Source organism: Streptomyces prunicolor (genome assembly GCF_045162825.1).
Classification (GTDB): domain Bacteria; phylum Actinomycetota; class Actinomycetes; order Streptomycetales; family Streptomycetaceae; genus Streptomyces; species Streptomyces prunicolor.
In genome coordinates this window covers 6442236-6464717 of sequence record NZ_CP108676.1, presented here as the reverse complement: position 1 = coordinate 6464717, position 22482 = coordinate 6442236, and the positions used below count along the sequence as shown (strand labels likewise).

The 22482-nt window shown below is 70.1% G+C and carries 23 protein-coding genes, 3 tRNA genes and 1 pseudogene; 5 read left to right on the top strand and 22 right to left on the bottom strand.

The genetic code is table 11. The features are described 5' to 3' along the window. Positions 1–22: 22 nt before the first annotated feature. Entirely contained in the window at positions 23–661 is a 639-nt protein-coding gene (locus OG588_RS29730; protein ID WP_405949963.1) for a TetR/AcrR family transcriptional regulator, read from the bottom strand. A gap of 123 nt (positions 662–784) precedes the next feature. On the opposite strand from OG588_RS29730, the gene OG588_RS29725 reads away from it, so the two are divergent. Then, positions 785–1417 (top strand): NAD(P)-dependent oxidoreductase, encoded by a 633-nt coding sequence (locus OG588_RS29725; RefSeq protein ID WP_405949962.1) that lies wholly within the window; start codon positions 785–787, stop codon positions 1415–1417. A gap of 43 nt (positions 1418–1460) precedes the next feature. Beyond that, positions 1461–2051 (top strand): alpha/beta hydrolase, encoded by a 591-nt coding sequence (locus OG588_RS29720; protein ID WP_405949961.1) that lies wholly within the window; start codon positions 1461–1463, stop codon positions 2049–2051. Positions 2052–2073: 22 nt separating this feature from the next. Here the strand turns inward: OG588_RS29720 and OG588_RS29715 are convergent, their stop codons facing one another. From OG588_RS29715 to OG588_RS29680, 8 genes are all read right to left on the bottom strand, one after another. Further along, positions 2074–3144 (bottom strand): UDP-N-acetylmuramate dehydrogenase, encoded by a 1071-nt coding sequence (locus tag OG588_RS29715; RefSeq protein ID WP_405949960.1) that lies wholly within the window; start codon positions 3142–3144, stop codon positions 2074–2076. Between the two features lie 451 nt (positions 3145–3595). Continuing rightward, entirely contained in the window at positions 3596–5068 is a 1473-nt protein-coding gene (locus OG588_RS29710; protein ID WP_405949959.1) for a DHA2 family efflux MFS transporter permease subunit, read from the bottom strand. Between the two features lie 93 nt (positions 5069–5161). Then, positions 5162–5734, bottom strand: coding sequence for a TetR/AcrR family transcriptional regulator (locus OG588_RS29705; protein WP_405949958.1), 573 nt, complete (start codon positions 5732–5734; stop codon positions 5162–5164). A gap of 205 nt (positions 5735–5939) precedes the next feature. Next, complete coding sequence (locus OG588_RS29700) at positions 5940–6368, bottom strand: MaoC family dehydratase (protein WP_266860859.1); 429 nt, start codon at positions 6366–6368, stop codon at positions 5940–5942. A 1-nt stretch (position 6369) separates the two neighbouring features. Then, the gene (locus OG588_RS29695) at positions 6370–6822 is read right to left on the bottom strand and encodes a MaoC family dehydratase N-terminal domain-containing protein (protein ID WP_405949957.1); all 453 of its coding nucleotides are present in this window, start codon (positions 6820–6822) and stop codon (positions 6370–6372) included. 120 nt (positions 6823–6942) lie between these two features. Then, complete coding sequence (rpmG, locus tag OG588_RS29690) at positions 6943–7107, bottom strand: 50S ribosomal protein L33 (RefSeq protein WP_003948671.1); 165 nt, start codon at positions 7105–7107, stop codon at positions 6943–6945. 88 nt (positions 7108–7195) lie between these two features. Continuing rightward, positions 7196–7268, bottom strand: a tRNA-Met gene (locus tag OG588_RS29685). 46 nt (positions 7269–7314) lie between these two features. Next, positions 7315–7387, bottom strand: a tRNA-Thr gene (locus OG588_RS29680). 269 nt (positions 7388–7656) lie between these two features. Between OG588_RS29680 and OG588_RS29675 the strand changes: the two genes are divergently transcribed. Both OG588_RS29675 and OG588_RS29670 read left to right on the top strand, forming a co-directional pair. Then, complete coding sequence (locus tag OG588_RS29675; protein ID WP_405949956.1) at positions 7657–8934, top strand: amidohydrolase family protein; 1278 nt, start codon at positions 7657–7659, stop codon at positions 8932–8934. 143 nt (positions 8935–9077) lie between these two features. Beyond that, entirely contained in the window at positions 9078–9734 is a 657-nt protein-coding gene (locus OG588_RS29670; protein ID WP_366099462.1) for an SDR family oxidoreductase, read from the top strand. Between the two features lie 43 nt (positions 9735–9777). Here OG588_RS29670 and OG588_RS29665 read toward each other — a convergent pair whose 3' ends face one another. The 3 genes from OG588_RS29665 to OG588_RS29655 all read right to left on the bottom strand — a co-directional run bounded on the left by OG588_RS29665 (position 9778) and on the right by OG588_RS29655 (position 11176). Continuing rightward, the gene (locus tag OG588_RS29665) at positions 9778–9990 is read right to left on the bottom strand and encodes a hypothetical protein (RefSeq protein WP_026150157.1); all 213 of its coding nucleotides are present in this window, start codon (positions 9988–9990) and stop codon (positions 9778–9780) included. A 57-nt stretch (positions 9991–10047) separates the two neighbouring features. Beyond that, entirely contained in the window at positions 10048–10869 is an 822-nt protein-coding gene (locus OG588_RS29660; protein ID WP_405949955.1) for a polysaccharide lyase family 7 protein, read from the bottom strand. A 225-nt stretch (positions 10870–11094) separates the two neighbouring features. Continuing rightward, positions 11095–11176 (bottom strand) — tRNA-Tyr (locus OG588_RS29655). Positions 11177–11410: 234 nt separating this feature from the next. Between OG588_RS29655 and OG588_RS29650 the strand changes: the two genes are divergently transcribed. After that, complete coding sequence (locus tag OG588_RS29650) at positions 11411–11899, top strand: YajQ family cyclic di-GMP-binding protein (protein ID WP_405949954.1); 489 nt, start codon at positions 11411–11413, stop codon at positions 11897–11899. 128 nt (positions 11900–12027) lie between these two features. Here OG588_RS29650 and OG588_RS29645 read toward each other — a convergent pair whose 3' ends face one another. From OG588_RS29645 to OG588_RS29600, 10 genes and pseudogenes are all read right to left on the bottom strand, one after another. Beyond that, entirely contained in the window at positions 12028–12294 is a 267-nt protein-coding gene (locus tag OG588_RS29645) for a GlsB/YeaQ/YmgE family stress response membrane protein (RefSeq protein WP_019061143.1), read from the bottom strand. 225 nt (positions 12295–12519) lie between these two features. Further along, positions 12520–12828, bottom strand: a pseudogene (locus tag OG588_RS29640) (SMI1/KNR4 family protein); the annotation flags it as partial. A 117-nt stretch (positions 12829–12945) separates the two neighbouring features. Next, positions 12946–14103: a barstar family protein gene (locus tag OG588_RS29635; RefSeq protein ID WP_405949953.1), complete on the bottom strand. Its 1158-nt coding sequence runs from the start codon at positions 14101–14103 to the stop codon at positions 12946–12948. A gap of 12 nt (positions 14104–14115) precedes the next feature. Continuing rightward, positions 14116–14508, bottom strand: a complete 393-nt coding sequence (locus OG588_RS29630) for a YccF domain-containing protein (protein WP_266860840.1) — start codon at positions 14506–14508, stop codon at positions 14116–14118. Next, complete coding sequence (gene htpX, locus OG588_RS29625) at positions 14505–15368, bottom strand: zinc metalloprotease HtpX (protein WP_405949952.1); 864 nt, start codon at positions 15366–15368, stop codon at positions 14505–14507. Before htpX ends, OG588_RS29630 begins: the two co-directional genes overlap by 4 nt. A 189-nt stretch (positions 15369–15557) precedes the next feature. Continuing rightward, positions 15558–17081 (bottom strand): NADH-quinone oxidoreductase subunit N, encoded by a 1524-nt coding sequence (locus OG588_RS29620; RefSeq protein ID WP_405949951.1) that lies wholly within the window; start codon positions 17079–17081, stop codon positions 15558–15560. Further along, the gene (locus OG588_RS29615) at positions 17078–18652 is read right to left on the bottom strand and encodes a NuoM family protein (RefSeq protein WP_405949950.1); all 1575 of its coding nucleotides are present in this window, start codon (positions 18650–18652) and stop codon (positions 17078–17080) included. Before OG588_RS29615 ends, OG588_RS29620 begins: the two co-directional genes overlap by 4 nt. A gap of 6 nt (positions 18653–18658) precedes the next feature. Further along, complete coding sequence (locus tag OG588_RS29610) at positions 18659–20653, bottom strand: NADH-quinone oxidoreductase subunit L (RefSeq protein WP_405949949.1); 1995 nt, start codon at positions 20651–20653, stop codon at positions 18659–18661. Further along, complete coding sequence (gene nuoK, locus OG588_RS29605) at positions 20650–21108, bottom strand: NADH-quinone oxidoreductase subunit NuoK (RefSeq protein ID WP_405949948.1); 459 nt, start codon at positions 21106–21108, stop codon at positions 20650–20652. Before nuoK ends, OG588_RS29610 begins: the two co-directional genes overlap by 4 nt. Continuing rightward, a complete protein-coding gene (locus tag OG588_RS29600) occupies positions 21108–21863 on the bottom strand; it encodes an NADH-quinone oxidoreductase subunit J (RefSeq protein WP_405949947.1) in 756 nt (251 codons plus the stop codon). The genes nuoK and OG588_RS29600 overlap by 1 nt, the downstream gene beginning before the upstream one ends. Positions 21864–22482 lie beyond the last annotated feature (619 nt).

The window sequence follows — 22482 nt, the reverse complement described above, 5'->3', positions numbered from 1 at the left end:
CCTCATGGGGCAAGGGTCGTGGTCAGGAGGGGTTCTCGGCAACGGAGATTCCGCCCAGCAGCGTCCTGGCCAGGCGGGACGCGAACTCGTCCACGGGCGGGCGTACGCCGTTCTCCGCCGCCTCGTAGGCGAACGCGCGCTGTGCGCAGGCGCCGAGGAGGAGGGAGGCGGCCGCGAAGGTGTCCGCGTCGGGGCGGACGCGGCCGGCGGTCTGTTCGGCGCGGAGATAGGCGTCCAGGGCCTCGATCGGCTTGTGGGGGCCCGAGCCGAGCCGGCGCAGCGCCTCGTCGTGGCGGCGCTTGAGCTGGGTCTCGGCGTACAGGGAGGCCGCGATCGGGAAGCTCTGCTCGTAGAAGAGGGCCGCCTGGCGGGCGATCTCGGTGAGGTTGTCCTCCAGGGAGTGCCGGCCGGGCTCGGCGGCGAGGCTGCGCAACAGCGGGGTCAGCCGGGGCAGCCGTTCCGTGAGGACGTGGATGAACAGCTCCTCCTTGCTGGCGAAGTACTTGTAGAGCGCGGCTTCGGAGCAGTCGGCGGCCTTCGCGATCTCCTTGGTGGTCGCTTTGGCCAGGCCGACGGTGAGCATCAACTCGTGGGCGGCGTCGAGGATGCGGACCCGGGCGGGTTTCTGCGCGGCGGGCTCCGCGGCCTGTTTCTGCTGCATGGGGCCCAAGGATTCCATGTCCGGTCCGTTCGGGCTTGACGGGTGGGTGAGTACTTACCCACCCTAGAGGGAGGCAGGGGTGAGTGAACGCTCACCCACCTCGTTCAACGGCAGGAGTGCGCCATGAAGCTCACCGTTTTCGGTGCCACTGGAGGCATCGGTCAGGAGATCGTCCGCCAGGCGCTGGCCTCGGGCCACGAGGTCACGGCGGTCGTACGGGACCCGGCACGGCTGACCGTGCGGGGCGCGGACCTTGAGGTGTTCCGCGCGGACCTCACCGACCCGGAGGCGGTGCGCCCGGCGGTCGCGGGCCGGGACGCGGTCCTGTCCGGGCTCGGGGCGCGCAGCCGCAAGGACGCGGGGGTCGCGACCCGGCTCACACGGACGGTCCTGACGGCCATGGAGGCGGAGGGGGCGCGCCGGGTGCTGGTGGTGAGCGCCGGTCCGATCGGCCCGGACCCGGAGGGCGCCGGGCTCCTCGACCGCACCGCGCGCGGGCTGATCTCGGCCCTCCTGAAGGATGTCTACGACGACCTACGGGAGATGGAGGCGGCCCTCGCCGCCAGCGCCACGGACTGGACGAGCGTCCGCCCGCCACGCCTGCAGAACAAGCCGGTGACGGGCACGTACAGGAAGGTCGTGGGCGGCTTCCCGGACAAGGGGCGGTTCATCGCGCGGGCCGATGTCGCGCACGCGATGCTGGCGATGACCGACGATCCCCGGACGGTGAAGCAGGGGGTGGGGGTGGCCTACTAGAGCCGGTCCTGCGCGTGATCAGCGGGTAGGTAGCCTGCGGGCCATGCCTGATCCCTCGCCTTTCGCCGTCCCCACCCGCTTCGACGGTGCCTCGGGCCGTGTCGCACTCGTCGTTCCGGGCGTCGGTTACTCGCCCGCCAGGCCGCTGCTTCACTTCGCTCGTGGCGTGCTCCTCCAACACGGCTGGACGGTCCAGGAGTTGTGGTGGCAGATCCCCGACGGCTTCTCCCGGTTCACCGTGGACGACCGGGTCGCGTGGGTGGAGCAGCAGGTCTCCCAGGCCGTCGACGCGGAGGCGGGGGCCTGTCGCCTCATCGTCGGCAAGTCCTTGGGCTCGCTCGCCAGCGGCATCGCCGCCGATCGGAATATCGCGGCCGCCTGGCTCACTCCGGTCCTGACCACCGACCATGTGGCCCGCGCTCTCCGACGAGCCGAAGCGCCGACTCTCCTCGTCGGCGGAAGCGCCGACAAGCTGTGGGATTCACGGACCGCCGAGTCCCTACGACACGACGTCCTGGAGGTCCCCTCAGCGGATCACTCCCTGGAGCTGGCGGACGACGCCGTGGGATCCGTCGACATATTGCGGCAAGTCATCTCGCGGCTCGACGACTTCATCGGCTCTCTCGACCACTAGGGATCGCCGGAGGAGATCGCCCCTACAGGGCTTGGCTGTCGAGGCTGACGCCGACCGTCACCGGTTCGTTGACAAGCGTGATCCCGAAGGTGTCGTGGACGCCGGCGACGACCTCGCGCGCGAGGGTGAGCAGGTCCGCCGTGGTCGCCTCGCCGCGGTTGGTGAGGGCGAGCGTGTGTTTGGTGGAGATGCGGGCGGGCCCGCTGCCGTACCCCTTGGTGAAGCCCGCCTTGTCGATCAGCCAGGCGGCGGAGGTCTTGGTGTGGCCCTCCCCGGACGGGTACGCGGGCGGCTCCGCGCTGTCCCCGAGGCGCTCCTTCACGCGCGCGTGGAACGCGGTGAACTGCTCGTCGGTGAGGATCGGGTTGGTGAAGAAGGAACCGGCCGACCAGGTGTCGTGGTCCTCGGGGTCCAGGACCATGCCCTTGCCGGCGCGCAGTGCGAGCACGGTCTCCCTGGCCCGCGCGAGGGGCACGCGGTCGCCGGGCTCGACTCCGAGGACACGGGCCGTCTCGGCGTACTTCACCGGGGCCGACAGGCCGTCCGCGTCTTCCAGTTCGAAGCGGACCCGCAGCACGACATAGCGCTCGGGGTCGGCCTTGAAGCGGCTGTGCCGGTAGGAGAAGGTGCACTCCTCGTTGGTGAGGGTGACCGTCCCGCGGGTGGTGCGGTCGTAGGCGACGACCTCGCTGATGGTGGCGGAGACCTCCTGGCCGTACGCCCCCACGTTCTGGATCGGGGTCGCACCGGCCGACCCGGGGATCCCGGCGAGGCACTCGACCCCGGCGAGCCCGGCCTCCACGGTGCGGGCGACCGCGTCGCTCCACACCTCACCGGCGGCCAACTCCAGCCGCGTGCCGTCAAGTTCGAAACCCCGCGTGGCGATACGCAGGGCGGTCCCCTCGAAGCCCTTGTCCCCGATGACGAGGTTCGACCCGCCTCCGATGACCAACAACGGCGTCCCGGCGTCATCGGCCGCGCGCACGGCGTCGATCACCTCGGCGTCGGTGCTCGTGGTGATCAACCGGGTCGCGGGACCGCCCAGCCGGAAGGTGGTGAGGGGGGCGAGGGGAGCGTCGTGGAGTTCCTGCACGCGCTCAAGACTACGAGACGGGACTGACAAGTCCGGGGGGCGGCGGGGTGTGGCCCGCGGTTTCGGCGCGGGGCGTGTCCAGCACCAGCATCCCATCCGGCACGGGTCACACCTCCGGCACCGGGACGACCAACGCCTCCGGCACCGTTCGCCGTATCCGGCGCGAGCCCCCGGCATTCGTCCGGATCGCTCACCTCCGCACAGCCAACTCCTCGACCATCACGGCCTTGACGCCCGCGACAAAGCCGAGCACACGCATCCGCCCGACCACACCACCGAAGCCGCACGCACGCGTAGAGCCCCGCCAACGACGACAAGCCCTCGCACGCGTGAAGCTCCCCCGGCAACGGCAGACACCGCCCCCCATGAAGCCCCACCGGCGAAGCCGCACGCGCGCGTGGGGCCTCACCGGCAAAGGCGGGGCCCCACGCGTGCGTGCCAGGTATCCGGCTCAGCGACCGGCGTTCTCCAGTACCGAGTCGGACTCGGAAGCCCCGGCCGAGTCCGAAGCCCCCACCGAACCAGACGCCGCCGCAAGCTCCGCCGCCCGCCGCTTCGTCGGGATCAGCAGCGTCGCGACCCCGGCGAGGGCCACCACCGCGGCCCCGGTGACCAGCGCGGGCTTCAGGCCGTCGACGAAGGTCTGCGCGGTCTGGTAGCCGCCCTGGGCCGAGAAGATCGACGCCATGATCGCGATGCCGAGGGCACCGCCCACCTCGCGGAGCGCGTTGTTGGCGCCGGAGGCGATGCCCTGCTCCTGGGGGCGGACGCTGGACATGACCAGGTTGGAGGCCGGCGCGAAGAACAGGGCCATCCCGATGCCGCTGAGGATCAGGCCGGGCAGCTGAGCGCCGTAGGAGACGTTTGTGGTGACTACGTAGGACATCCAGCCGAGACCGGCCGCCTGGAGGAAGAGGCCCGCGGCGACGACCGGGCGGCCGCCGATGCGGTCGGAGAGGATGCCGGCGATGGGGGCGACGAGCATCGGCATACCGGTCCAGGGAAGCATCCGCAGGCCCGCCTCGGTGGGCGAGTAGCCGAGGACGCCCTGCATGTACTGGCTGAGCAGGAAGATCGAGCCGAACATCCCGAGGAACATCAGCAGGCTCGCGGCGTTGATCCCGGAGAAGGCGCGGGAGCGGAACAGCCGCATCGGGAGCATGGGGTTCTTGGCGTTGACGCTGTAGATGATGAAGCCGGCGAACAGCGCGCTGCCTGCGAACAGTCCGGTGAGGACGAGCGAGCTGGTCCAGCCGTCGGCGGGCCCGCGGACCAGGCCGTAGACGATCCCGAAGAGGCCGCCGCTGGCGAGCAGAGTGCCGGGGAAGTCGAGCGGGGCGCCGGTGCCGTGGGACTCGGAGAGGCGCAGGCGGGCGAGCGGGATCAGGGCCAGGCCGAGCGGGACGTTCAGCCAGAAGATCCAGTGCCAGGAGATGTGCTCGGTGAGGCTGCCGCCGATGAGGGGTCCTGAGGCGACGGCGAGTCCGTTCACCGCGCCCCATATGCCGTACGCCATCCCGCGCTTGGCGACGGGCACGGCCGCCGTCAGCAGGGTCAGTGTCAGCGGCATCATGATCGCCGCGCCGACGCCCTGGACCGCGCGGGCCGCGATGAGGGACTCGATGCCGGGTGCCATGGCCGCGGCGGCGGAGGCGAGGGTGAAGACGGTGATGCCGACGAGGAAGAGCCGGCGGCGCCCGAACCGGTCGCCGAGTGCCGCGCCGAACATCAGCAGGACGGCAAAGGTGAGCGTGTAGGCGCTCACGGTCCATTCCAGGTCGCCCAGCGCGCCCCCGAGGTCCTTGCGGATGGACGGCAGGGCGGTGGTGACGACGAGGTTGTCCAGGGCCGCCATGAATCCGGCGACGCTGGTGATGACGAGGGCCCAGGCCGTTCCCCCGCGACGTGCGGTTGGCTGTGACATCGCTCCCCCAAAGGGTGCTCGTACCGATGATTAGTTATTGATGACTAACTTTGCCGGGCATGAAAAGGCGCAGAATCCGCCCCTTGCCCGCGACTACGACTTCTCCAGCCGACCGGTGACCCGGGCCTCCGGATACAACCCTTCCCAGACCCGGTGCTCGGGTGGAAAACCCATGGCCGCAAGGGTGTTGATCAGCATTCCGTACGCCATGAAGGTCGTGGTCTCCTCGACATCCGCCCCCAGCGGCAGATGCACGATCTCCCAGAGCTTCATCCAGCCGTTCCGCACGACCTCACCGAACTCGTGGTCACCCTCCGCCTCGGCGGCGGCCACGGTGATGTAGGTCTGCATCTGCATCTGGAGCTTCTCGGGATTCTCCGTGATGAGCCGCACATAGGCGTCGGCCATGGCATGCAGGGCGTCCTCGCCCTCCAGCCCCTTGGCCGCCTCCTCCAGCGCCCGGCACACGTCCGCCACACACCGCAGCGAGGCCGCCGCGAAGATCGCCTTCTTGCCCGGGAAGAGCCGGAAGAGATACGGCTGCGAGACACCGACCCGCTTGGCGATCGCCTCGGTGGAGGTGCCGTAGTACCCCCGCTGCGCGAACTCGGCGATCGCCGCGCGGACGACGCTCTCGCGCCTCTCTTCTGCGCTCATCCTGACCATGCGAGAAAGTTAGTACTCAATCACTAACTACGTCAAGGGGTGGCGCGCTGCAGGCTCCCAGGGAGTCGCGCGCCGTTCCGCGCTGTGACGCGACGCACAGGCGGGACGGCTCCGATCCCGGACGGCGTCACTGCCGGTGACCGATTCGGCCCGGCCGACCCACACGTAAGGGGCGCCCGCAATAGCGGACGCCCCTTACCTCGCCTCACGCCAGTCGTACGACCGCCCGTGACATCCCGAGCACCTTCTGCCCGGCGCTCATCGCCACCAGGTCCACGCGCACGGTGTTGTCGTCGAGCTTGGCGGCGACCTTGGCGCTGACCTCGACGGTCGCGCCCTGGTCGTCGTTCGGGACGACGACGGGCTTGGTGAAGCGGACGCCGTACTCGGCGACCGCGCCCGGGTCGCCGGTCCAGTCGGTGACCACGCGAATCGCCTCGGCCATGGTGAACATGCCGTGCGCGATGACGTCCGGGAGCCCGACCTCCTTGGCGAACTTCTCGTTCCAGTGGATCGGGTTGAAGTCCCCGGAGGCGCCCGCGTACTGGACGAGGGCGGCGCGGGTCACGGGGAAGGTCTGGGCCGGCAGCTCGGTGCCGACCTCGACGTCGTCGTACGCGATCTTCGCCGTCATGTCAGTTCTCCTCCGCCGCGCGGGCCACGAGCTTGGTCCAGGCGGTCACGACGTGCTCGCCGGCCTCGTCGTGGACCTCGCCGCGGACGTCCAGGATGTCGTTGCCCGCGATCGACTTGACCGCCTCGATCGTGGAGGTGACCGTCAGGCGGTCACCGGCGCGCACCGGCCGGACGTAGACGAACTTCTGGTCGCCGTGCACGACCCGGCTGTAGTCGAGGCCCAGCTGCGGGTCCTGGACGACCTGTCCAGCGGCCTTGAACGTGATGGAGAAGACGAAGGTCGGCGGGGCGATCACATCGGGGTGACCGAGCGCCTTCGCGGCCTCCGGATCCGTGTACGCCGGGTTGGCGTCGCCCACCGCCTCCGCGAACTCGCGGATCTTCTCCCGGCCCACCTCGTAGGGGTCGGTGGGCGGGTAGGTCCGCCCCACGAAGGACTGGTCGAGCGCCATGGCCCGTACCTCCTGATGTTCCTGCTGCCGTATGGCCTGCTGCTGAGTGGCCTGCTGTGTGGGGAACGACGCGAGGCCGCCCCCAGACTTCGGGGACGGCCTCGTGTACGAGCCTGATTCTTATCGCGTTTCGCGATGCGCGGTGTGCGCATTGCAACGCGGGCAGTGCTTCTTCATCTCAAGACGGTCCGGGTTGTTACGCCGGTTCTTCTTGGTGATGTAGTTCCGCTCCTTGCACTCCACGCAGGCCAGCGTGATCTTCGGGCGGACGTCGGTGGCAGCCACAGGAGTGCTCCTTGACGAACGGATGGGACTATGAACGCATAACAGAGTAGCCGATCGAAGGACCGACCCCGCAATCGGCTACTGTCAGTAGCGGTGACCGGACTTGAACCGGTGACACAGCGATTATGAGCCGCTTGCTCTACCGACTGAGCTACACCGCTGTGATGCGATCGGTTCCCGCCTTGCGACGAGAACCTCACACACCAGAGCCCCAATACGGAATCGAACCGTAGACCTTCTCCTTACCATGGAGACGCTCTACCGACTGAGCTATTGGGGCGAGCGATGAAGACATTACACGCTCCGCAGCCGTTCGCCCAAATCCGTTTCGCGGCACCGCTCCAGCCGCTTCCAGGGCCCTCCCAGAGGCCTCAAGGGCCCCTCCCATATGGGGGACCACACCGGTACGACTATTGCGCTCCTCCCGGCCGTGAGCGGATCACCGCCCTAGGCTCGACTCACTCTGTGTGATCTTGCGCCCCTTTGCGCAGTCCCCAGTCCTGAGCCCCGAAGCCCCGAGCCCGCGAAGCCCTGAGCCCCTGGAGCGCGATGCCCGACAGCCAGCCCCAGCCGCCCCATTCGTCGTCTGGTCCGTCGGGTTCCTCAGGCTCGTCGGGACCGGCCGACCCGGCCGCGCTTCTGCTGTGCGGGGCCCGGCTGGCCGACGGCCGGACCGTGGACGTACGGCTGGGCGGCGGGCGCATCGAGGCGGTCGGCACGGCCGGCAGCCTGGCGACGGACGCCACGCGCGCGTGCGGCGCACGCGTGGACCTCAGCGGCTACCTCCTCCTCCCGGCCCCTGCCGAGCCGCACACGCACAGTGACACCGCCCTGTCGGCCGAGAACGGCGGACCGGTCTCCTACGACCCCCAGGACGTCCAGCGCCGCGCCACGGAGGCCGCGCTGCTGCAACTCGGGCACGGGGCCACGGCGCAGCGGGCACACGTGCGCGTGGGGGACGTTCAAGGGCTGAGCGCGCTGGCCGCCGTACTGCGGGCGCGGCGGGCGCTGCGCGGGCTGGCGGAGTTGACTGCGGTGGCGATGCCCCGGCTGCTGACCGGGGTGGCGGGTGCGGACGGGCTCGCGATGCTGCGGGACGCGTTGAAAATGGGTGCCTCCGTAGTGGGTGGTTGTCCAGATCTGGACCCCGATCCCACCGGGTACGTGGAGGCCGTCCTGGAGGTCGCGGCCGAGCACGGCTGCCCGGTCGACCTGCACACGGACGCCGCCGATCCGACCCGCCTGGCCCGGCTGGCGGCCGTCGCGGGCGGTATGCGCCCCGGAGTGACGCTCGGCCCGTGCGGCGGCCTGGGCCGGCTGCCGGCGGACACGGTCACGCGCATCGCGGACCAACTGGCCGCGGCCGGCGTGACGGTGGTCTGCCTGCCGCAGGGCGGCTGCGGCGGCGTCGACCGCCGGGGCACGGCTCCCGTACGACTGCTGCGCTCGGCCGGCGTCCACGTGGCCTCGGGCAGCGGCGCCCTGCGCGACGTGTCCAACCCGGTGGGCCGCGGGGACCCCTTGGAGGCGGCCTACCTGCTGGCCTCGCGGCACGGGATGCGGCCCGAGGACGCCTACGACACGGTGAGTTCGTCGGCACGCGCGGCGCTCGGCCTGCCCGAGGTACGGGTCGAGGCGGGATTTCCGGCCGAACTGCTCGCGGTGCGCGGCGACCGGCTCGCGGGCGCGCTCTCGCTGGCGTACAGCCGGATCGTGGTGCACCGGGGGCGCGTGGTGGCACGGACCAGCGCGGTGCGGGAGTACTGCAACACGGCGGCGGGCTCGGAGTTGGGGCTGCCCCGGCAGGGGCGGGGCGAGTTGTCGTGAGCGGCTGCTGTTGCGCCGGGGCGTACGCCTGAGGCGCTGCGGCTCGGGCCCGCGCGCCCGGCGCGTCCCTCGCGGGTGTGCGCCGCTGGGACGCGGCTGAAGTCATGCGGCGCGTGCGGCCGTCCGGGCGTACGGTCGAAGGCATGCGCATTGTCATCGCTGGGGGTCATGGTCAGATCGCGCTGCGGCTGGAGCGCCTGCTCGCCGCGCGCGGTGAAGAGGTCGCGGGCATCATCCGCAACGCCGAACAGAGCGACGATCTACGGGCGGCCGGCGCCGAACCGGTGTTGCTCGACCTGGAGTCGGCCTCGGTCGAGGAGGTCGCGGCGCAGTTGCGGGGCGCGGACGCGGCGGTCTTCGCGGCGGGCGCGGGCCCGAACAGCGGCACGGCCCGCAAGGACACGGTGGACCGGGGTTCGGCGGTGCTGTTCGCCGACGCGGCGGTCCTGGCGGGCGTACGGCGCCATGTCGTCGTGTCCTCGATGGGTGCGGATCCGACGCACTCCGGGGACGGTGTCTTCGACGTGTATCTGCGGGCCAAGGGTGAGGCCGACGCGTATGTACGCGGCCTGGACGCCCTGGACTGGACGATTCTGCGCCCGGGTTCGCTCACGAACGACGCCGGTACCGGGCTGGTCCGGCTGGAGGCCCACACCGGTCTCGGGTCGATCCCGCGCGACGATGTGGCCGCCGTACTCGCGGAGTTGGTGGAGACCCCGGCGACGGCCGGCCTGACGCTGGAGCTGATCGGTGGATCCGCGCCGGTGTCGGTGGCGGTGAAGTCGGTGGCGGGGAACTGAGGGCCTGGGGAACGGGGTTCCCTGCCGGCTGGTGCCTCGCCGTCTAGAAGAGCGGCATCTGGCCGGGGAACTCCGGGACCACGTACCCGTCCAACGCGGGCTGGGCCGCCCCGAGTTCCGCCTGGCGGCGGGACCCGGGGCACGAGACGAGGTCCCCGCTCTCCCGCGCGCCGGGCGGGTCGTGCCGCGCGAAGCGGCCGGCCACGACGGCGATTTCACGACGGCACTCGGGGCAGCTTCTGCGGCGAGACGACATGGGATCAGTCTGCCCCGCCGCAGGCCGGGTCGGCTGTCGAGGCTCGCTCGGGCGCGTTCAGCTGTGGGCGACGGTGAGGCCGTAGAAGGCGACGCGGGCGCCCTTGGTGGTGCTGTCGGAGGACGACTGGTTGTAGGAACCGGCCTTGAAGTACTGCTTGTAGGCGTTGAAGGACGACGGGATGGCGTAGTGCGTGGTGCTCCCGTTGACCGTCAGGTTGATGGTGTTCCCGCCCGAGACGCCGATCGTGTAGCTCCACGTCTTGCCGACCGACACGTTGCCGACGGTGTGCAGGGTCTGGCCGCCGGAGGGCGAGTTCTCCGTGCCGAGGACGATGTCGCCGCTCGACCGGTAGTACAGCTCCAGCAGCGGCTTGGTGGACGTGCCGCCGGTGCCGAGGTGGATCTGGCCGACGCAGACGTTCGAGGTGACGGATACGACCCGTAGCGTCGCCTTCATCGTGTGGGTGCCGCTGAGCGACCAGTCGGCGGCGCTGCCGCTGCGGTTCATCTCGCGCAGTTCGGAGCGGGCGTAGTTCGAGTTGGGGGTGGTGACGCCCTTCTCCGGCGCCCAGAAGGTCATCGCTCCGTCGCGGGTGTCCGTGTAGAAGTACGAGTCCTGGAACCCGTTGGCCCCCTGGAGCCGCGACGACGAGATCGTCGTGGGCGAGCCGGGGGAACCGATCGGCTCCTGGAGCTGCCACACCCCCAGGTCGAAGTTCCCGCCGGGCGCGACGGTCGGGTCCGCCAGGGGTGCGGCGACGGCGTGGGTGGTGTTGCCGACGGCGGTACTGCCCGATGCGGCGGGGGCCGTGAGGGCGAGGCCGCCGGTGACGGCGACGACGGTGGCCAGGGAGGTGAGCAGCGTACGCATGCGCATGGGGGGTGCCTTCCTGTCTGCTCTGTGGACTCGGTTGGCGCACGCCCATGTGTTCACATAGATGAACTTTGTGTTTCAACATGAACGCGGTGTCGCGACAGTAGGACCGTGGCACGGGCACGTCAAGACTGGCGGCGGAGCAAGGGGGTGCCGCGGAGAACGCTCCAGGAACGACGAAAGGGTCTGTGATCAGCATTGCTGCTGATCACAGACCCTTCGATCATGTGGCGGCGCCAGGGTTCGAACCTGGGTAGGCTAAGCCGGCAGATTTACAGTCTGCTCCCTTTGGCCACTCGGGCACACCGCCGGGGATGCTGCCCCTCGAACCGCTTTTCGGCGGTGCTCCGTGGCAACGACATAAACGATACCCGATGCCCAGGGGTGCTTCGCCACCCGATTGACCGGCGCTCGGAGGGGAGGGGGTGGCTACGCTTATGCGGATGCGGCCCGGGGCCTACACCGGGCTCGGCGGCTGCCCCCACGCACGCCGATACGCAGTGACACGCATCGATACGCACCCTGATACAAGGAGCCACAGGACATGGCCGACTCCAGTTTCGACATCGTCTCGAAGGTCGAGCGGCAGGAGGTCGACAACGCCCTCAACCAGGCCGCCAAGGAGATCTCGCAGCGCTACGACTTCAAGGGCGTGGGTGCCTCGATCGCATGGTCGGCCGAGAAGATCCTCATGGAGGCGAACTCCGAGGAGCGGGTCAAGGCGATCCTCGACGTCTTCCAGTCCAAGCTGATCAAGCGCGGCATCTCGCTGAAGGCGCTGGACGCCGGTGAGCCTCAGCTCTCCGGCAAGGAGTACAAGATCTTCGCGTCGATCGAGGAGGGCATCTCCCAGGACAACGCGAAGAAGGTGGCGAAGATCATTCGTGATGAGGGTCCCAAGGGCGTCAAGGCCCAGGTGCAGGGCGAGGAACTGCGGGTCAGCTCGAAGAGCCGCGACGACCTGCAAGCCGTGCAGGCCCTGCTCAAGGGCAAGGACTTCGACTTCGCCCTGCAGTTCGTGAACTACCGGTAGAAGCCGTTCGTGAACCATCGGTAGAACCACGCTTCGCGCGCCGCCGCGCGCGAGTACCGCGTACGAGGAAGGGTGGGCACCCGTCGGTGCCCACCCTTCTCGCCTGCTGGCTGCGGCATGGGGACGCGCTAGTTGCGCGAGTTGCCGAACAGGATGCGGTAGGCGATCAGGAGGACGAGTGCTCCGCCTATCGCCGAGGCCCAAGTGGCGCCGTCGTAGAAGTTCTTGGCGACCGGGTGGTCCAGCCAACGGGCTGAGATCCAGCCGCCGATGAACGCGCCCGCGACGCCGATGATGGTCGTACCGATGAAGCCGCCCGGGTCGCGGCCCGGCAGCAGGAATTTGGCGATGGCTCCGGCCAACAGTCCCAGGATGATCCAGCTGATGATGCCCATGCCGTGAACCTGCCCTTTCGCGCTGTGCTTGCACTGATCCGGAGCTGTGAATTCCGCCCGAACAGGCTGTGTTCGTAAGTCCTTGCGCACGGCCTGTGCCTGCATGTTCTGCCGTGTCGGTGAACAAGACGTCACGGATGCGTGTGGTGGTTGCAGGCATTGAGAGCGGGGCTCTGTGGTGGTGATCGGTGTGGGAGAGGCACAGGGTGCGGGAGCCGCTCAGGATGGCCAGGGCCAGTCGGGGTCCTGGTGTCCGCTCGCGCGGTTGGCGAAGTACTGCGTGACGGCGGCGGGCCCACCGGCCGGTGCATTGTCGAGCAGGGGCAACAGGCCGTACTCCGGGCCGAATCCACCGTCTCCTATGCGCGAGTAGAGCGCCGCGAGCAGCGGGGGCAGGCGGAGACCCACGGCGGCCTCGGCGCGGGTCACCGTGGCCTCGTCCACGGGGGCGGGGAGTGAAGTCCAGCCCGACGGGCGGGTGTTGCGGGCCTCGGCGGCCACCCGTGTCAGCAGTTGCTGCTCGTTCTCGGTCATGGCTTCATGGTGCCGCGCGCCACTGACAATCGGGCCGGCCTGTGGACAACCCGGCGGTTGTGGAAAAACTGCTGGCAGTAAGCCTGTTGGGGGGCGTGCGGAGCGTGTGGCGGAGCGTCAGGCCAGGCGGACGTCGACGTGCCTTTCGGCGAGGAGCGCGAGGAGTTCCTCGAACGTCGGTGGGCGCCGGCCGGTGTGCGGGGTGACGCCGAGGCAGGTGCGGGCGACGGCGGCGTCGTGCCAGACGAGGGTGAGTGGCGTGGTGGCTCCCCAGCGACCGCGCAGGCAGTCGTTGAGGGCGTCCAGGCCCCAACCGAAGTATCCGGCGGGGCCGTTCACCGCCTCGCCCAGGGCGCAGAAGAAGCCGGGTGCGTCGGTGATGTGGCTGCCGTCGAGGTGGTAGGTGATGCCGCGCGGTCGATCCGAGGTGCCGTAGGCGTGGTTCGCCAGGGCCGTGTCGAGCCAGAAGCGGCGGCCGTCGGCGTCGCAACCGGCCCAGCGGCCGGGCTCGGCGGGGCGGCCCTCACCCCACAGGTCCCACACCTGCCGTGCCGCGAGCGGTGGCCGCTCCGACCAAGGGTCGAGGGTGAGGTCCACCAGACCCGGGCCCCGCGCGGACGGGATCCAGGCCCGTAGCTCGCCCTCGGCGGCGGGCTGCACGGGCCGGCCGGACGAGTCGATGCGCACCACCTTGGCGTGGCCGAGGTCCTCTTCCCCGCCGTCCAGCGCCGCCCGCAACGCGCCGCGCGGGGAGCAGCCCAACAGGCGCAGGGGAGGCTCCAGTGGTTCGGGCCGGTCCTCCTGGACGTGGGCCAAGTCCCGGCAGGCGCCCCATGGTTCACCGTCGGCGCCCGATATCCGGTAGCCCGGGGACAAGGGCGGGCACTGCGGATAGTCGTAGGGGTTGTCGTCGGACTGCCGCCCCTCGACGGTGACGTCCCTCAACGACAGGTCGCGCGCGCAGGGGCGGTCGCCTACGACGCGTACGTCCTCCAGCCACCACTCGCCGTCTCCCCCGCCGGCCTTGTCGAGGGGCTCCAGGGTGAGCAGGCCGAGCGGCGCCGAACCGTCGGCACGCGCGCGTGCGAGGGCTGTTCGCAGGTCGCCCTCTGGTGCGCAGCCGAGGAGTTCGTACGTCCCACGCGCGGGTGGGGGTGGGTCGGCGAAGAGGTCGGCGGCGTCCTCGCACAGGGCCCAGGTCTGCTCGTAGCCGTACTCGCCGGTGAACTCGGCCTCTTCGTCGTACGACAGCAGGACGTACTTCGGCGCCCCCACCCCTGCCCGCCGTCAGCGGGTGGCGAACGGCTGGTCCGTGGGCACGATTTCGCGGCCCAGGGGGAACAGCGAGACCGGGATCAGCTTGAAGTTGGCGATGCCGAACGGGATGCCGATGATCGTGATGCACATGGCGATGCCGGTGACGATGTGTGCGAGGGCCAGCCACCAGCCCGCGAGGATCAGCCACAGGACGTTGCCGACGCAGGAGGGGGCGCCCGCGTCCCGGCGCTCGACCGTCGTGTACCCGAAGGGCCACAGGGCGTAGACGCCGATACGGAAGGCGGCGATGCCGAACGGGATACCGATGATCGTGATGCACAGCAGCGCGCCGGCGAGCAGGTATCCGAGGAACAGCCAGAAGCCGCTCAGGACGAGCCAAATGACGTTCAGGATGGTTTTCACTGAGGGCGACCTGCCATCTTCTCGAGCCGGGCGATGCGCTCCGCCATCGGCGGGTGTGTCGAGAACATCTTGGAGAGTCCCTGGCCCGGGCGGAAGGGGTTCGCGATCATCATGTGGCTCGCGGTCTCGATGCGGGGCTCCGGGGGCAGCGGTAGCTGCTTGGTGCCGGCGTCGAGCTTGCGCAGCGCGCTCGCGAGGGCGAGGGGGTCTCCGGTGAGCTGGGCGCCGGACGCGTCGGCCTCGTACTCCCTGGAGCGACTGATCGCCAACTGGATGAGGGTCGCCGCGAGGGGGCCCAGGATCATGATCATCAACATGCCCAGGATGCCGGGGCCGTCGTCGTCGTTCGAGCGGCCGATCGGGATCAGCCAGGCGAAGTTGACCAGGAACATGATCACCGAGGCGAGCGCGCCGGCGACCGACGAGATCAGGATGTCCCGGTTGTAGACATGGCTCAGTTCGTGGCCGATGACTCCGCGCAGCTCGCGCTCGTCCAGGATGCGCAGGATGCCTTCCGTGCAGCACACGGCGGCGTTGCGCGGGTTGCGGCCCGTCGCGAAGGCGTTGGGGGCCTCCGTGGGCGAGATGTACAGGCTCGGCATGGGCTGGCGGGCCTGGGTGGAGAGGTCGCGGACCATCCGGTACAGGGCCGGGGCCTCGAACTCGCTCACCGGGCGGGCGCGCATCGCGCGTAGCGCCAGTTTGTCGCTGTTCCAGTACGCGTACGCGTTCGTGCCCAGCGCGATCACGACCGCTACGACGAGCCCCATGCGGCCGAAGAAGCTGCCGATGACGATGATGAGTGCGGACAGTCCCCCGAGGAGAACTGCGGTCCTGAGCCCGTTGTGCCGGCGGTGCACGGTACGCCCTCCAAATCGTGCAGCAGGGGAACCCTTTGCTTGCTGATCTCTGATGCCACTGGTGCCGTGGTGTCACGTCCAGTGGACCCTCCCGTACTGGTCAACGCCAGGCGGGGGGCTCTAGTTCCCTTGTGCGTACGACGCCGGGGGTCGGCCGTCCGGGTGAGGACGGTGGTATGTGCCGGTGGCTCAGAAGAGTCCGGTGTCGGCGAAGCGCAGGACCAGTTGGGGTGCTCCGGAGAGGGCGATTCCGAGGGCGCCGGTGAGGGCGAGCGCGGCGGTGAGGGGCGCGGGGACGCGGTGCTCGGCGTGTTCGTCCTCGGGGGCGCGGAACAGCAGGGCCGTCCACTGGAGGTAGTAGAAGAGCGCGATCACCACGTTGACGGCCATGACGACGGCCAGCCAGCCCAGGCCCGCGTCGACGGCCGCCGAGAAGACGGTCACCTTGGCGAAGAGCCCGATGACACCCGGCGGCAGCCCGGCGAGGCACAGCAGGAAGAAGGCCAGGAGCAGGGCGGCGAGCGGGTTCGACGCGTACAGGCCCCGGTAGTCGCTGATGCGGTTGAGAGCTCGGCTACGGCCCACCAGGGCGGCCACTGCGAAGGCGCCGAGGTTCACGGCGGCATACATGAGGGCGTAGGCGACGGTGGACCCGATCGACTTCTGGGCGTCCTTGGAGTACGCGGCGGCGGCGATCGGTACGAGGAGATAGCCGGCCTGGCCGACGGAGGACCAGGCGAGCAGTCGTACCGCGCTGTACGCGCGCGTGGTCTGTTGGCGCAGGGCGCCCAGGTTGCCGACCGTCATGGTGAGGGCGGCCAGGGCGGCCAGTGCCGGGCCCCACACGTCGGCGTACGACGGGAAGGCGACGACGGTGACGAGGATCAGGCCGGAGAAGCCGACCGCCTTGCCGACGACCGACAAGTAGGCGGCGATCGGGAGGGGCGCTCCTACGTAGGTGTCGGGTACCCAGAAGTGGAACGGGACGGCGGCCGTCTTGAAGGCGAAGCCGACGAGGGTGAGGGCGACGCCGGTCTGGGCGAGGGTGTGGAACTGGCCGTCGACATGCTGGATGCGGTCGGCGATCCGGGTGAGGTACAGGGTGCCCGTGGTGGCGTAGACGAAGCTGACGCCCATCAGGCTGACCGCGGTCGCGGTGACCGAGGACAGGAAGAACTTGAGGGCTGCTTCTGCGGACTTCTTGTCGCCGTGCCGGATGCCGACGAGGGCGAAGGCGGGCAGGGAGGCGACCTCCAGGGCGACGATCAAGGTCGCGAGGTCGCGGGAGGCGGGCAGGAGGGCGGCGCCCGCGGCGGAGGACAGCAGCAGGAACCAGTACTCCCCTTCGGGGAGTCCCTTGTCGGCGTCCTTCAGGGTGGTGATCGACAGAAGGGCAGCCAAGAGGGCGCCGCCGAGGACCAGGAACTGGATGACCAGGGTGAAGCGGTCCGCCGTATAGCTGCAGGCTGTCGCGTCGCCGGTGAGGCAGAAGGTGGCGCGGTCGCCGTCCAGGAGGGGCAGCAGCATGAGCGCGGAGGCGGCGAGGCCCGCGACCGACACCCAGCCCAGGAGCGCTTTCCTGGCCTCCTGGAGGAACAGGTCGGCGACGAGGACCACCAGGCCTACGACCGCCGTGACGGTCGGCGGTGCGATCGCGAGCCAGTCGACGGACTGGACCATCGACTCCGCGAGAGGCTGGGCCAGAGCGCTCATCGGGTGCCTCCTGAGAGGAGCTGCTGCACGGCCGGGTCGGTCAGGCCGAGGAGTGCCTTCGGCCACAGGCCGGCGGCGACGGTGAGGGCGACGAGCGGGGTCCAGGCCGCGAACTCGTACGTCTGGACGTCTGCGAGCTTCGGCGCTTCCTGCGCCACGGCGCCCATGCAGACGCGGCGGACCACGGCGAGCATGTACGCGGCCGTCAGCAGGGTGCCGAAGGCCGCGATCGCCATGAAAGTGAGGAACGCGGGGCGGCTGAGGTCGGCGGCGGGCTTGAACGCGCCGAACAGCGCCAGCATCTCGCCCCAGAATCCGGCGAGTCCGGGGAGTCCGAGCGAGGCGACGGCGGCGAAGGCGAGCAGGCCGCCGAGGCGTGGTGCCTTGCCGTAGAGAGCGGCGCCCGACTCCTCCGCCAGGGTGTCCAGGTCAGTGGTGCCCGTGCGGTCCTTGAGGGCGCCGACGAGGAAGAAGAGCAGGCCGGTGATGAGGCCGTGGGCGATGTTGGCGAACAGTGCGCCGTTCACGCCGGTCGGGGTCATCGTCGAGATGCCGAGCAGGACGAAGCCCATGTGGCCGACGGAGGAGTACGCGATGAGGCGCTTGAGGTCGCCCTTCGCGCCCTGTCTGGCGAGGGCGAGGCAGGCCAGGGAGCCGTAGATGATCCCGACGACGGCGAACGCGGCGAGGTACGGCGCGAAGGTGTGCATGCCGTCGGGGGCGATCGGCAGCAGGATGCGGACGAACCCGTACGTGCCCATCTTCAGCATCACGCCGGCCAGCAGGACCGAGCCGACGGTCGGGGCGGCGGTGTGGGCGTCGGGCAGCCAGCTGTGCAGCGGCCACATCGGCGTCTTCACCGCGAGCCCGATCCCGATCGCCAGAACGGCGATGACCTGCACAGATGTGGTCAGCGACCGGCCGTTGTCAGTGGCGAGTGCCACCATGTCGAATGTGCCCGCCTTGATTCCGATCAGGAGCAGGCCGAGCAGCATGACGACGGAGCCGAGCAGCGTGAAGAGGATGAACTTCCAGGCGGCCTGGGTCCGTTGGGCACCGCCCCAGCGGGCGATGAGGAAGTACATCGGGATCAGGACGGTCTCGAAGGCGAGGAAGAAGAGGATCAGGTCGAGGACGGCGAACGTGGCGAGGGTGCCGGACTCCAGGACGAGGATCAGGGCGACGAACGCCTTCGGGGACGGGCCCGTAGGCATCTTGAAATAGGAGTAGAGCGCGCAGAGGAAGGTCAGCAGCGCGGTCAGGACCAGGAGGGGGAGGGAGATGCCGTCGATGCCGAGGTGGATGCGCACGTCGAGTGCGGGGATCCAGCTGATGTCGGTCGTGGCCTGCATCTTCGACGGATGGTCGTGGTCGAAGCCGAGCGCGAGGACGATCGCGGCGATGAGGATCACGCCGGTCACGGTGACGCCGTGCCGTAGTACGGCCTGCTCGGGCGACTTCCCCTTCAGTCCCGGTGGGGCGGGCAGCAGAGCGGTGACGGCGCCGAGGAGCGGGCCGACGACGATGAACGCCAGAAGGACCTGCATCACGGACTCGTTGATATCGATCACGCCTGCTCACGCTCCCGTGGCGACGAGGAGGACGGCGACCGTCAGGACGACGGTGCCGGCGAGCAGCGCGCTCACATAGGTCTGCAGATTGCCGGTCTGAGCGCGCCGTACGGCGGCTCCGAGCAGGCGGGGCAGGGTGCCCGCGCCGCGTACGTAGGTGTCGACGACCTCGCGGTCGAGGAACCGTACGAGACTCGCCGCGGCCAGCACCGGGCGGACGAACAGCGCCCCGTAGACGGCGTCCAGGTGGAAGCCGGAGGCCGCGTGGCGGTGCAGCGGGCCGAGCAGGAGGCGGCCCGGATCTGCCGGGTCGGGTGCCGAGGCCACGTCTCCGTAGGCGGGCGTATGGCTCGCGATGGCCTCGGCCTCGACGAGTCCGGCGTCGCCCTCCGGGTGGGCCGCGACCGCACCCAGCGGTGCGCGGGCCGCGAACGCGGTGGTGTGCCGCCAGGCGCCGTAGGTGACGATGCCGCCGACGAGGGCGACGCCCGTGCCGAGGACGGACGTGGTGAGCGTCGGGGTCAGGTCGTGGCCGTCGAACCAGTCGGGGAGCACGCGGTAGGCGAGTCCACCGAGGGCGAGGGACGGGACGGCGAGGACCCACAGCACGGCGTTCATCGCCACCGGCTGCCTGCCGTGGTCGGGGGCCTCAACTCCCCGTCCGTGGAAGGCGAGCAGCCACAGGCGCGTCGCGTACGCGGCGGTGAGGAGGGCGGCGAGCAGGCCGGCGCCGAGGACGATCCAGCCCGCGGCGCCGGGGATGTGCGCGGTGTCTCCGGTGGCCGCGTGTTCGGCGGCGCCGAGGACGGACTCCTTGGAGAAGAAGCCGCTGAAGGGCGGGATCGCGGCGAGCGCGAGGAGCGCCACGGTCATCGTCCAGAAGGCGTCGGGGACACGGGCGCGCAGGTTGCCCATGCGGGACATGGCGGCCAGCGAGTTGGTGCCGGAGGCATGGATGATCACGCCGGCCGCGAGGAAGAGCAGCGCCTTGAAGGCGCCGTGTGACAGGAGGTGGAAGACGGCGGCACCGCGGTCGCCGACAGCCAGGGCGCCGGTCATGTAGCCGAGTTGACCGATCGTCGAGTACGCGAGGACGCGCTTGATGTCGTCCTGGGCGAGCGCGGCGAGGCCCGAGCCGGCCATCGTCACGGCGGCCATGACGGCGAGGACGACCATCGCGGCCGAGGAGGCCTCGAAGACCGGGAGGAGACGGGCGACGAAGTAGACACCGGCGGCGACCATCGTCGCGGCGTGGATCAGCGCGGAGACGGGGGTCGGGCCCGCCATCGCGTCGGGGAGCCAGGTGTGCAGCGGGAACTGCGCCGACTTGCCCGCCACGCCGGCCAGGAGCAGCAGGGCGATCAGCGTCGGGTGGTGCAGCCCGCCGCTCGCGACGGTGCTCAGGACCTCGGTGATGCGGAAGGACCCGGCGTCGGTGGCGAGCGCGAACAGGCCGATCAGGAAGGGGACATCGCCGAGTTTGGTGACGAGGAAGGCCTTGATGGAGGCGGCGCGGGCCTCCGAGGTCTCCCAGTAGTGGCCGACGAGGAAGTAGGAGCAGATGCCCATGACTTCCCAGCCGACCAGCAGCACGATCAGGTCGCCGGAGTAGACGACGAGGAGCATCGCGGAGGTGAAGAGGGAGACGAGCGCGGCGTACGAGGGGTAGCGCGGGTCGTCGCGCAGGTAGCCCGTCGAGTAGATCTGCACGCAGGTGGCGACGAAGGCGACCAGGACGGCGACGAGGGCGGCGAAGCCGTCGATGTGCAGGGCGAGTTCGACGGGTACCGAGCCGGTGGGCGTGAGTTCGGTGGCGGAGTCGATGGCCGCGTCGCCGCCCTGCCGTACGGCGACGACCGCGGCCAGCGCGAGTGCGGCGAGCGACGGCAGGACGGCGAGCGGGCGGACGAAACCGGGGGCGATACGGCCCAGGAACAGGCCGGCCGCGGCGCCCAGGAACGGAAGGAGGGGGACGAGGACGGCGAGGGTGGTCGTGGTCACGCGGTGGCCTCAGCCTTCTCGGCCGCGGGGGGCTCGGTGCCGTCGCTGTCTGAGCCGCCGGGGCTGGACCCGCCGGTGCTGTCGGGGCCGCCAGTGTTGTCGGAGCCGCCAGATCCGTCGGGGCCGTCGGATTCGTGGCCCTCGGCGGTGTCGCGGAGTCTGTCGATGTCCGAGGTGCCGCGGCCTCGGTAGACGGCGAGGACGATCGCCAGGCCGATGCCGATCTCGGCGGCGGCGATGGCGATGGTGAACAGGGTCAGGGCCTGGCCGGAGTGCAGGTTCTCCTCGGCGGTCCTGCTGAGCCAGACGTCGAAGGCGACCAGGTTCAGGTTGACGGCGTTGAGCATCAGCTCGACCGACATCAGGACGAGGATCGCGTTGCGCCGGGCGAGGACGCCGTAGATGCCGGTGCAGAAGAGGAGGGCGGCGAGCACGGCGGGATAGACGAGGTGCATCAGCGGGTTCCCTTCTGCTCGGTGGGGGTGGTGTTCTGCGTCGTTTGGGTGGTCGGGGTGTTCCGCTCGGTCGGATCGTTGCCTTGCGACCGGCGATTTCGCCTGAACGTGTGATTACGGGAATCCGGGACGGATGGGGAACTACCGGTCGCGGCTCGGGAGTTCACAGGGGGAGAGCTCAGCTCCGACTTCGTCTTGCGGGACAGGACGATCGCGCCGACCAGGGCCGCGAGGAGAAGGACGGAGAGGGCCTCGAAGGGGAGGACCCAGTTCTGGAACAGGCTCGCTCCGGTCACCGCGGTCGAGCCGGCGGCCGGACCGTCCAGGTCCATCCAGGTCGCGCGGAAGGCGTCGACGACGACCCACACCAGGGCCGCCGCGGCGGCGACGGCCACGGCGAGGGCGGCCCAGCGGTTGTCGGAGTCGGCGTCCGGGGAGCGGCCGATGGGGGCCTTGGTGAGCATCAGACCGAAGAGAAGGAGGACGACGACGGAACCGACATAGATGAGGACCTGCACCCAGGCGATGAACTCGGCGGTGAGGAGGAGGTATTCGACGGCGAGCCCCCCGAGGGTCACCACGAGCCATAGGGCGGCGTGCACCAGCTGCTTGGTGGTGACGGTGACGAGGGCGGCGCCGAAGGTGACCAGACCGACGAGGAGGAAGGCGATCTCGACGCCGGTCGGTGAGAGAAAGCCGTGGGTTTGAGGGGCGGCGAGGGTTGCCGTGGCGGTGAGGGTTTCGGCGAGGGTCACGACTGTCCCTCCGGCGGGTCGGCGGGGTCGGCGGGCGTGACGTCTGAGGACGCGGGCTTCAACGGGTCGGCGGGGTCCACGGGCTTGGGCTGCGTGGCCTCTACGGGCTCGGCCTCCGGCGGGTCGGCGGGCTCGGTCTGCGCAACCTCGGCGGGCTCGGCATTCGCAACCTCGGCGGGCTCGGCATTCGCAACCTCGGCGGACCTGGTCTGCGCGGACTCGGTGACGTCGGCGGGGTCGGCGGGCGTGGCCTCTGCGGGCTCGGCCTTCGTAGCTTCAGTGGCCTCGGCAGGCTCGGCCTTCGTAGCTTCAGTGGCCTCGGCAGGCTCAGTCTTCGCGGCTTCAGTGGCGTCGACAGGCTCAATCTTTGCGGCTTCAGTGACTTCTGCGGGCTTGGGCTGCGCGGTCTCGGGAACCCCTGCGGCCGGCGTGGCGGCTTCTGCGGGCCCTGCGGCTTCCGCAGCCTGCCTGGCGCCTGTGGGCTTGGACTGCGCGGACTCCGTGACCTCGGCGGCCTGCGTGGCCTCTGTCCGCTTGGGCTGCGCGACCTCTACGGGCGCTGCAGTTGCCGGGGCCTGCGTGACCGTTGCCGCGGTCTGCGTGGCCGTTGCCGGGGCCT

What these genes read in the sequence shown, in the direction of transcription:
- OG588_RS29730 (WP_405949963.1), bottom strand. Translation starts at nt 661, where the DNA reads ATGCAGCAGAAACAGGCCGCGGAGCCCGCCGCGCAGAAACCCGCCCGG.
- nuoK (WP_405949948.1), bottom strand. Translation starts at nt 21,108, where the DNA reads ATGCACCTCGTCTATCCCGCCGTGCTCGCCGCCCTCCTCTTCTGCACC.
- OG588_RS29645 (WP_019061143.1), bottom strand. Translation starts at nt 12,294, where the DNA reads ATGGGCATCATCAGCTGGATCATCCTGGGACTGTTGGCCGGAGCCATC.
- OG588_RS29700 (WP_266860859.1), bottom strand. Translation starts at nt 6,368, where the DNA reads ATGACGGCGAAGATCGCGTACGACGACGTCGAGGTCGGCACCGAGCTG.
- OG588_RS29725 (WP_405949962.1), top strand. Translation starts at nt 785, where the DNA reads ATGAAGCTCACCGTTTTCGGTGCCACTGGAGGCATCGGTCAGGAGATC.
- OG588_RS29650 (WP_405949954.1), top strand. Translation starts at nt 11,411, where the DNA reads ATGGCCGACTCCAGTTTCGACATCGTCTCGAAGGTCGAGCGGCAGGAG.
- OG588_RS29675 (WP_405949956.1), top strand. Translation starts at nt 7,657, where the DNA reads ATGCCCGACAGCCAGCCCCAGCCGCCCCATTCGTCGTCTGGTCCGTCG.
- OG588_RS29710 (WP_405949959.1), bottom strand. Translation starts at nt 5,068, where the DNA reads ATGTCACAGCCAACCGCACGTCGCGGGGGAACGGCCTGGGCCCTCGTC.
- OG588_RS29720 (WP_405949961.1), top strand. Translation starts at nt 1,461, where the DNA reads ATGCCTGATCCCTCGCCTTTCGCCGTCCCCACCCGCTTCGACGGTGCC.
- OG588_RS29665 (WP_026150157.1), bottom strand. Translation starts at nt 9,990, where the DNA reads ATGTCGTCTCGCCGCAGAAGCTGCCCCGAGTGCCGTCGTGAAATCGCC.
- OG588_RS29620 (WP_405949951.1), bottom strand. Translation starts at nt 17,081, where the DNA reads ATGAGCGCTCTGGCCCAGCCTCTCGCGGAGTCGATGGTCCAGTCCGTC.
- OG588_RS29705 (WP_405949958.1), bottom strand. Translation starts at nt 5,734, where the DNA reads ATGGTCAGGATGAGCGCAGAAGAGAGGCGCGAGAGCGTCGTCCGCGCG.
- OG588_RS29670 (WP_366099462.1), top strand. Translation starts at nt 9,078, where the DNA reads ATGCGCATTGTCATCGCTGGGGGTCATGGTCAGATCGCGCTGCGGCTG.
- OG588_RS29695 (WP_405949957.1), bottom strand. Translation starts at nt 6,822, where the DNA reads ATGGCGCTCGACCAGTCCTTCGTGGGGCGGACCTACCCGCCCACCGAC.
- OG588_RS29660 (WP_405949955.1), bottom strand. Translation starts at nt 10,869, where the DNA reads ATGCGCATGCGTACGCTGCTCACCTCCCTGGCCACCGTCGTCGCCGTC.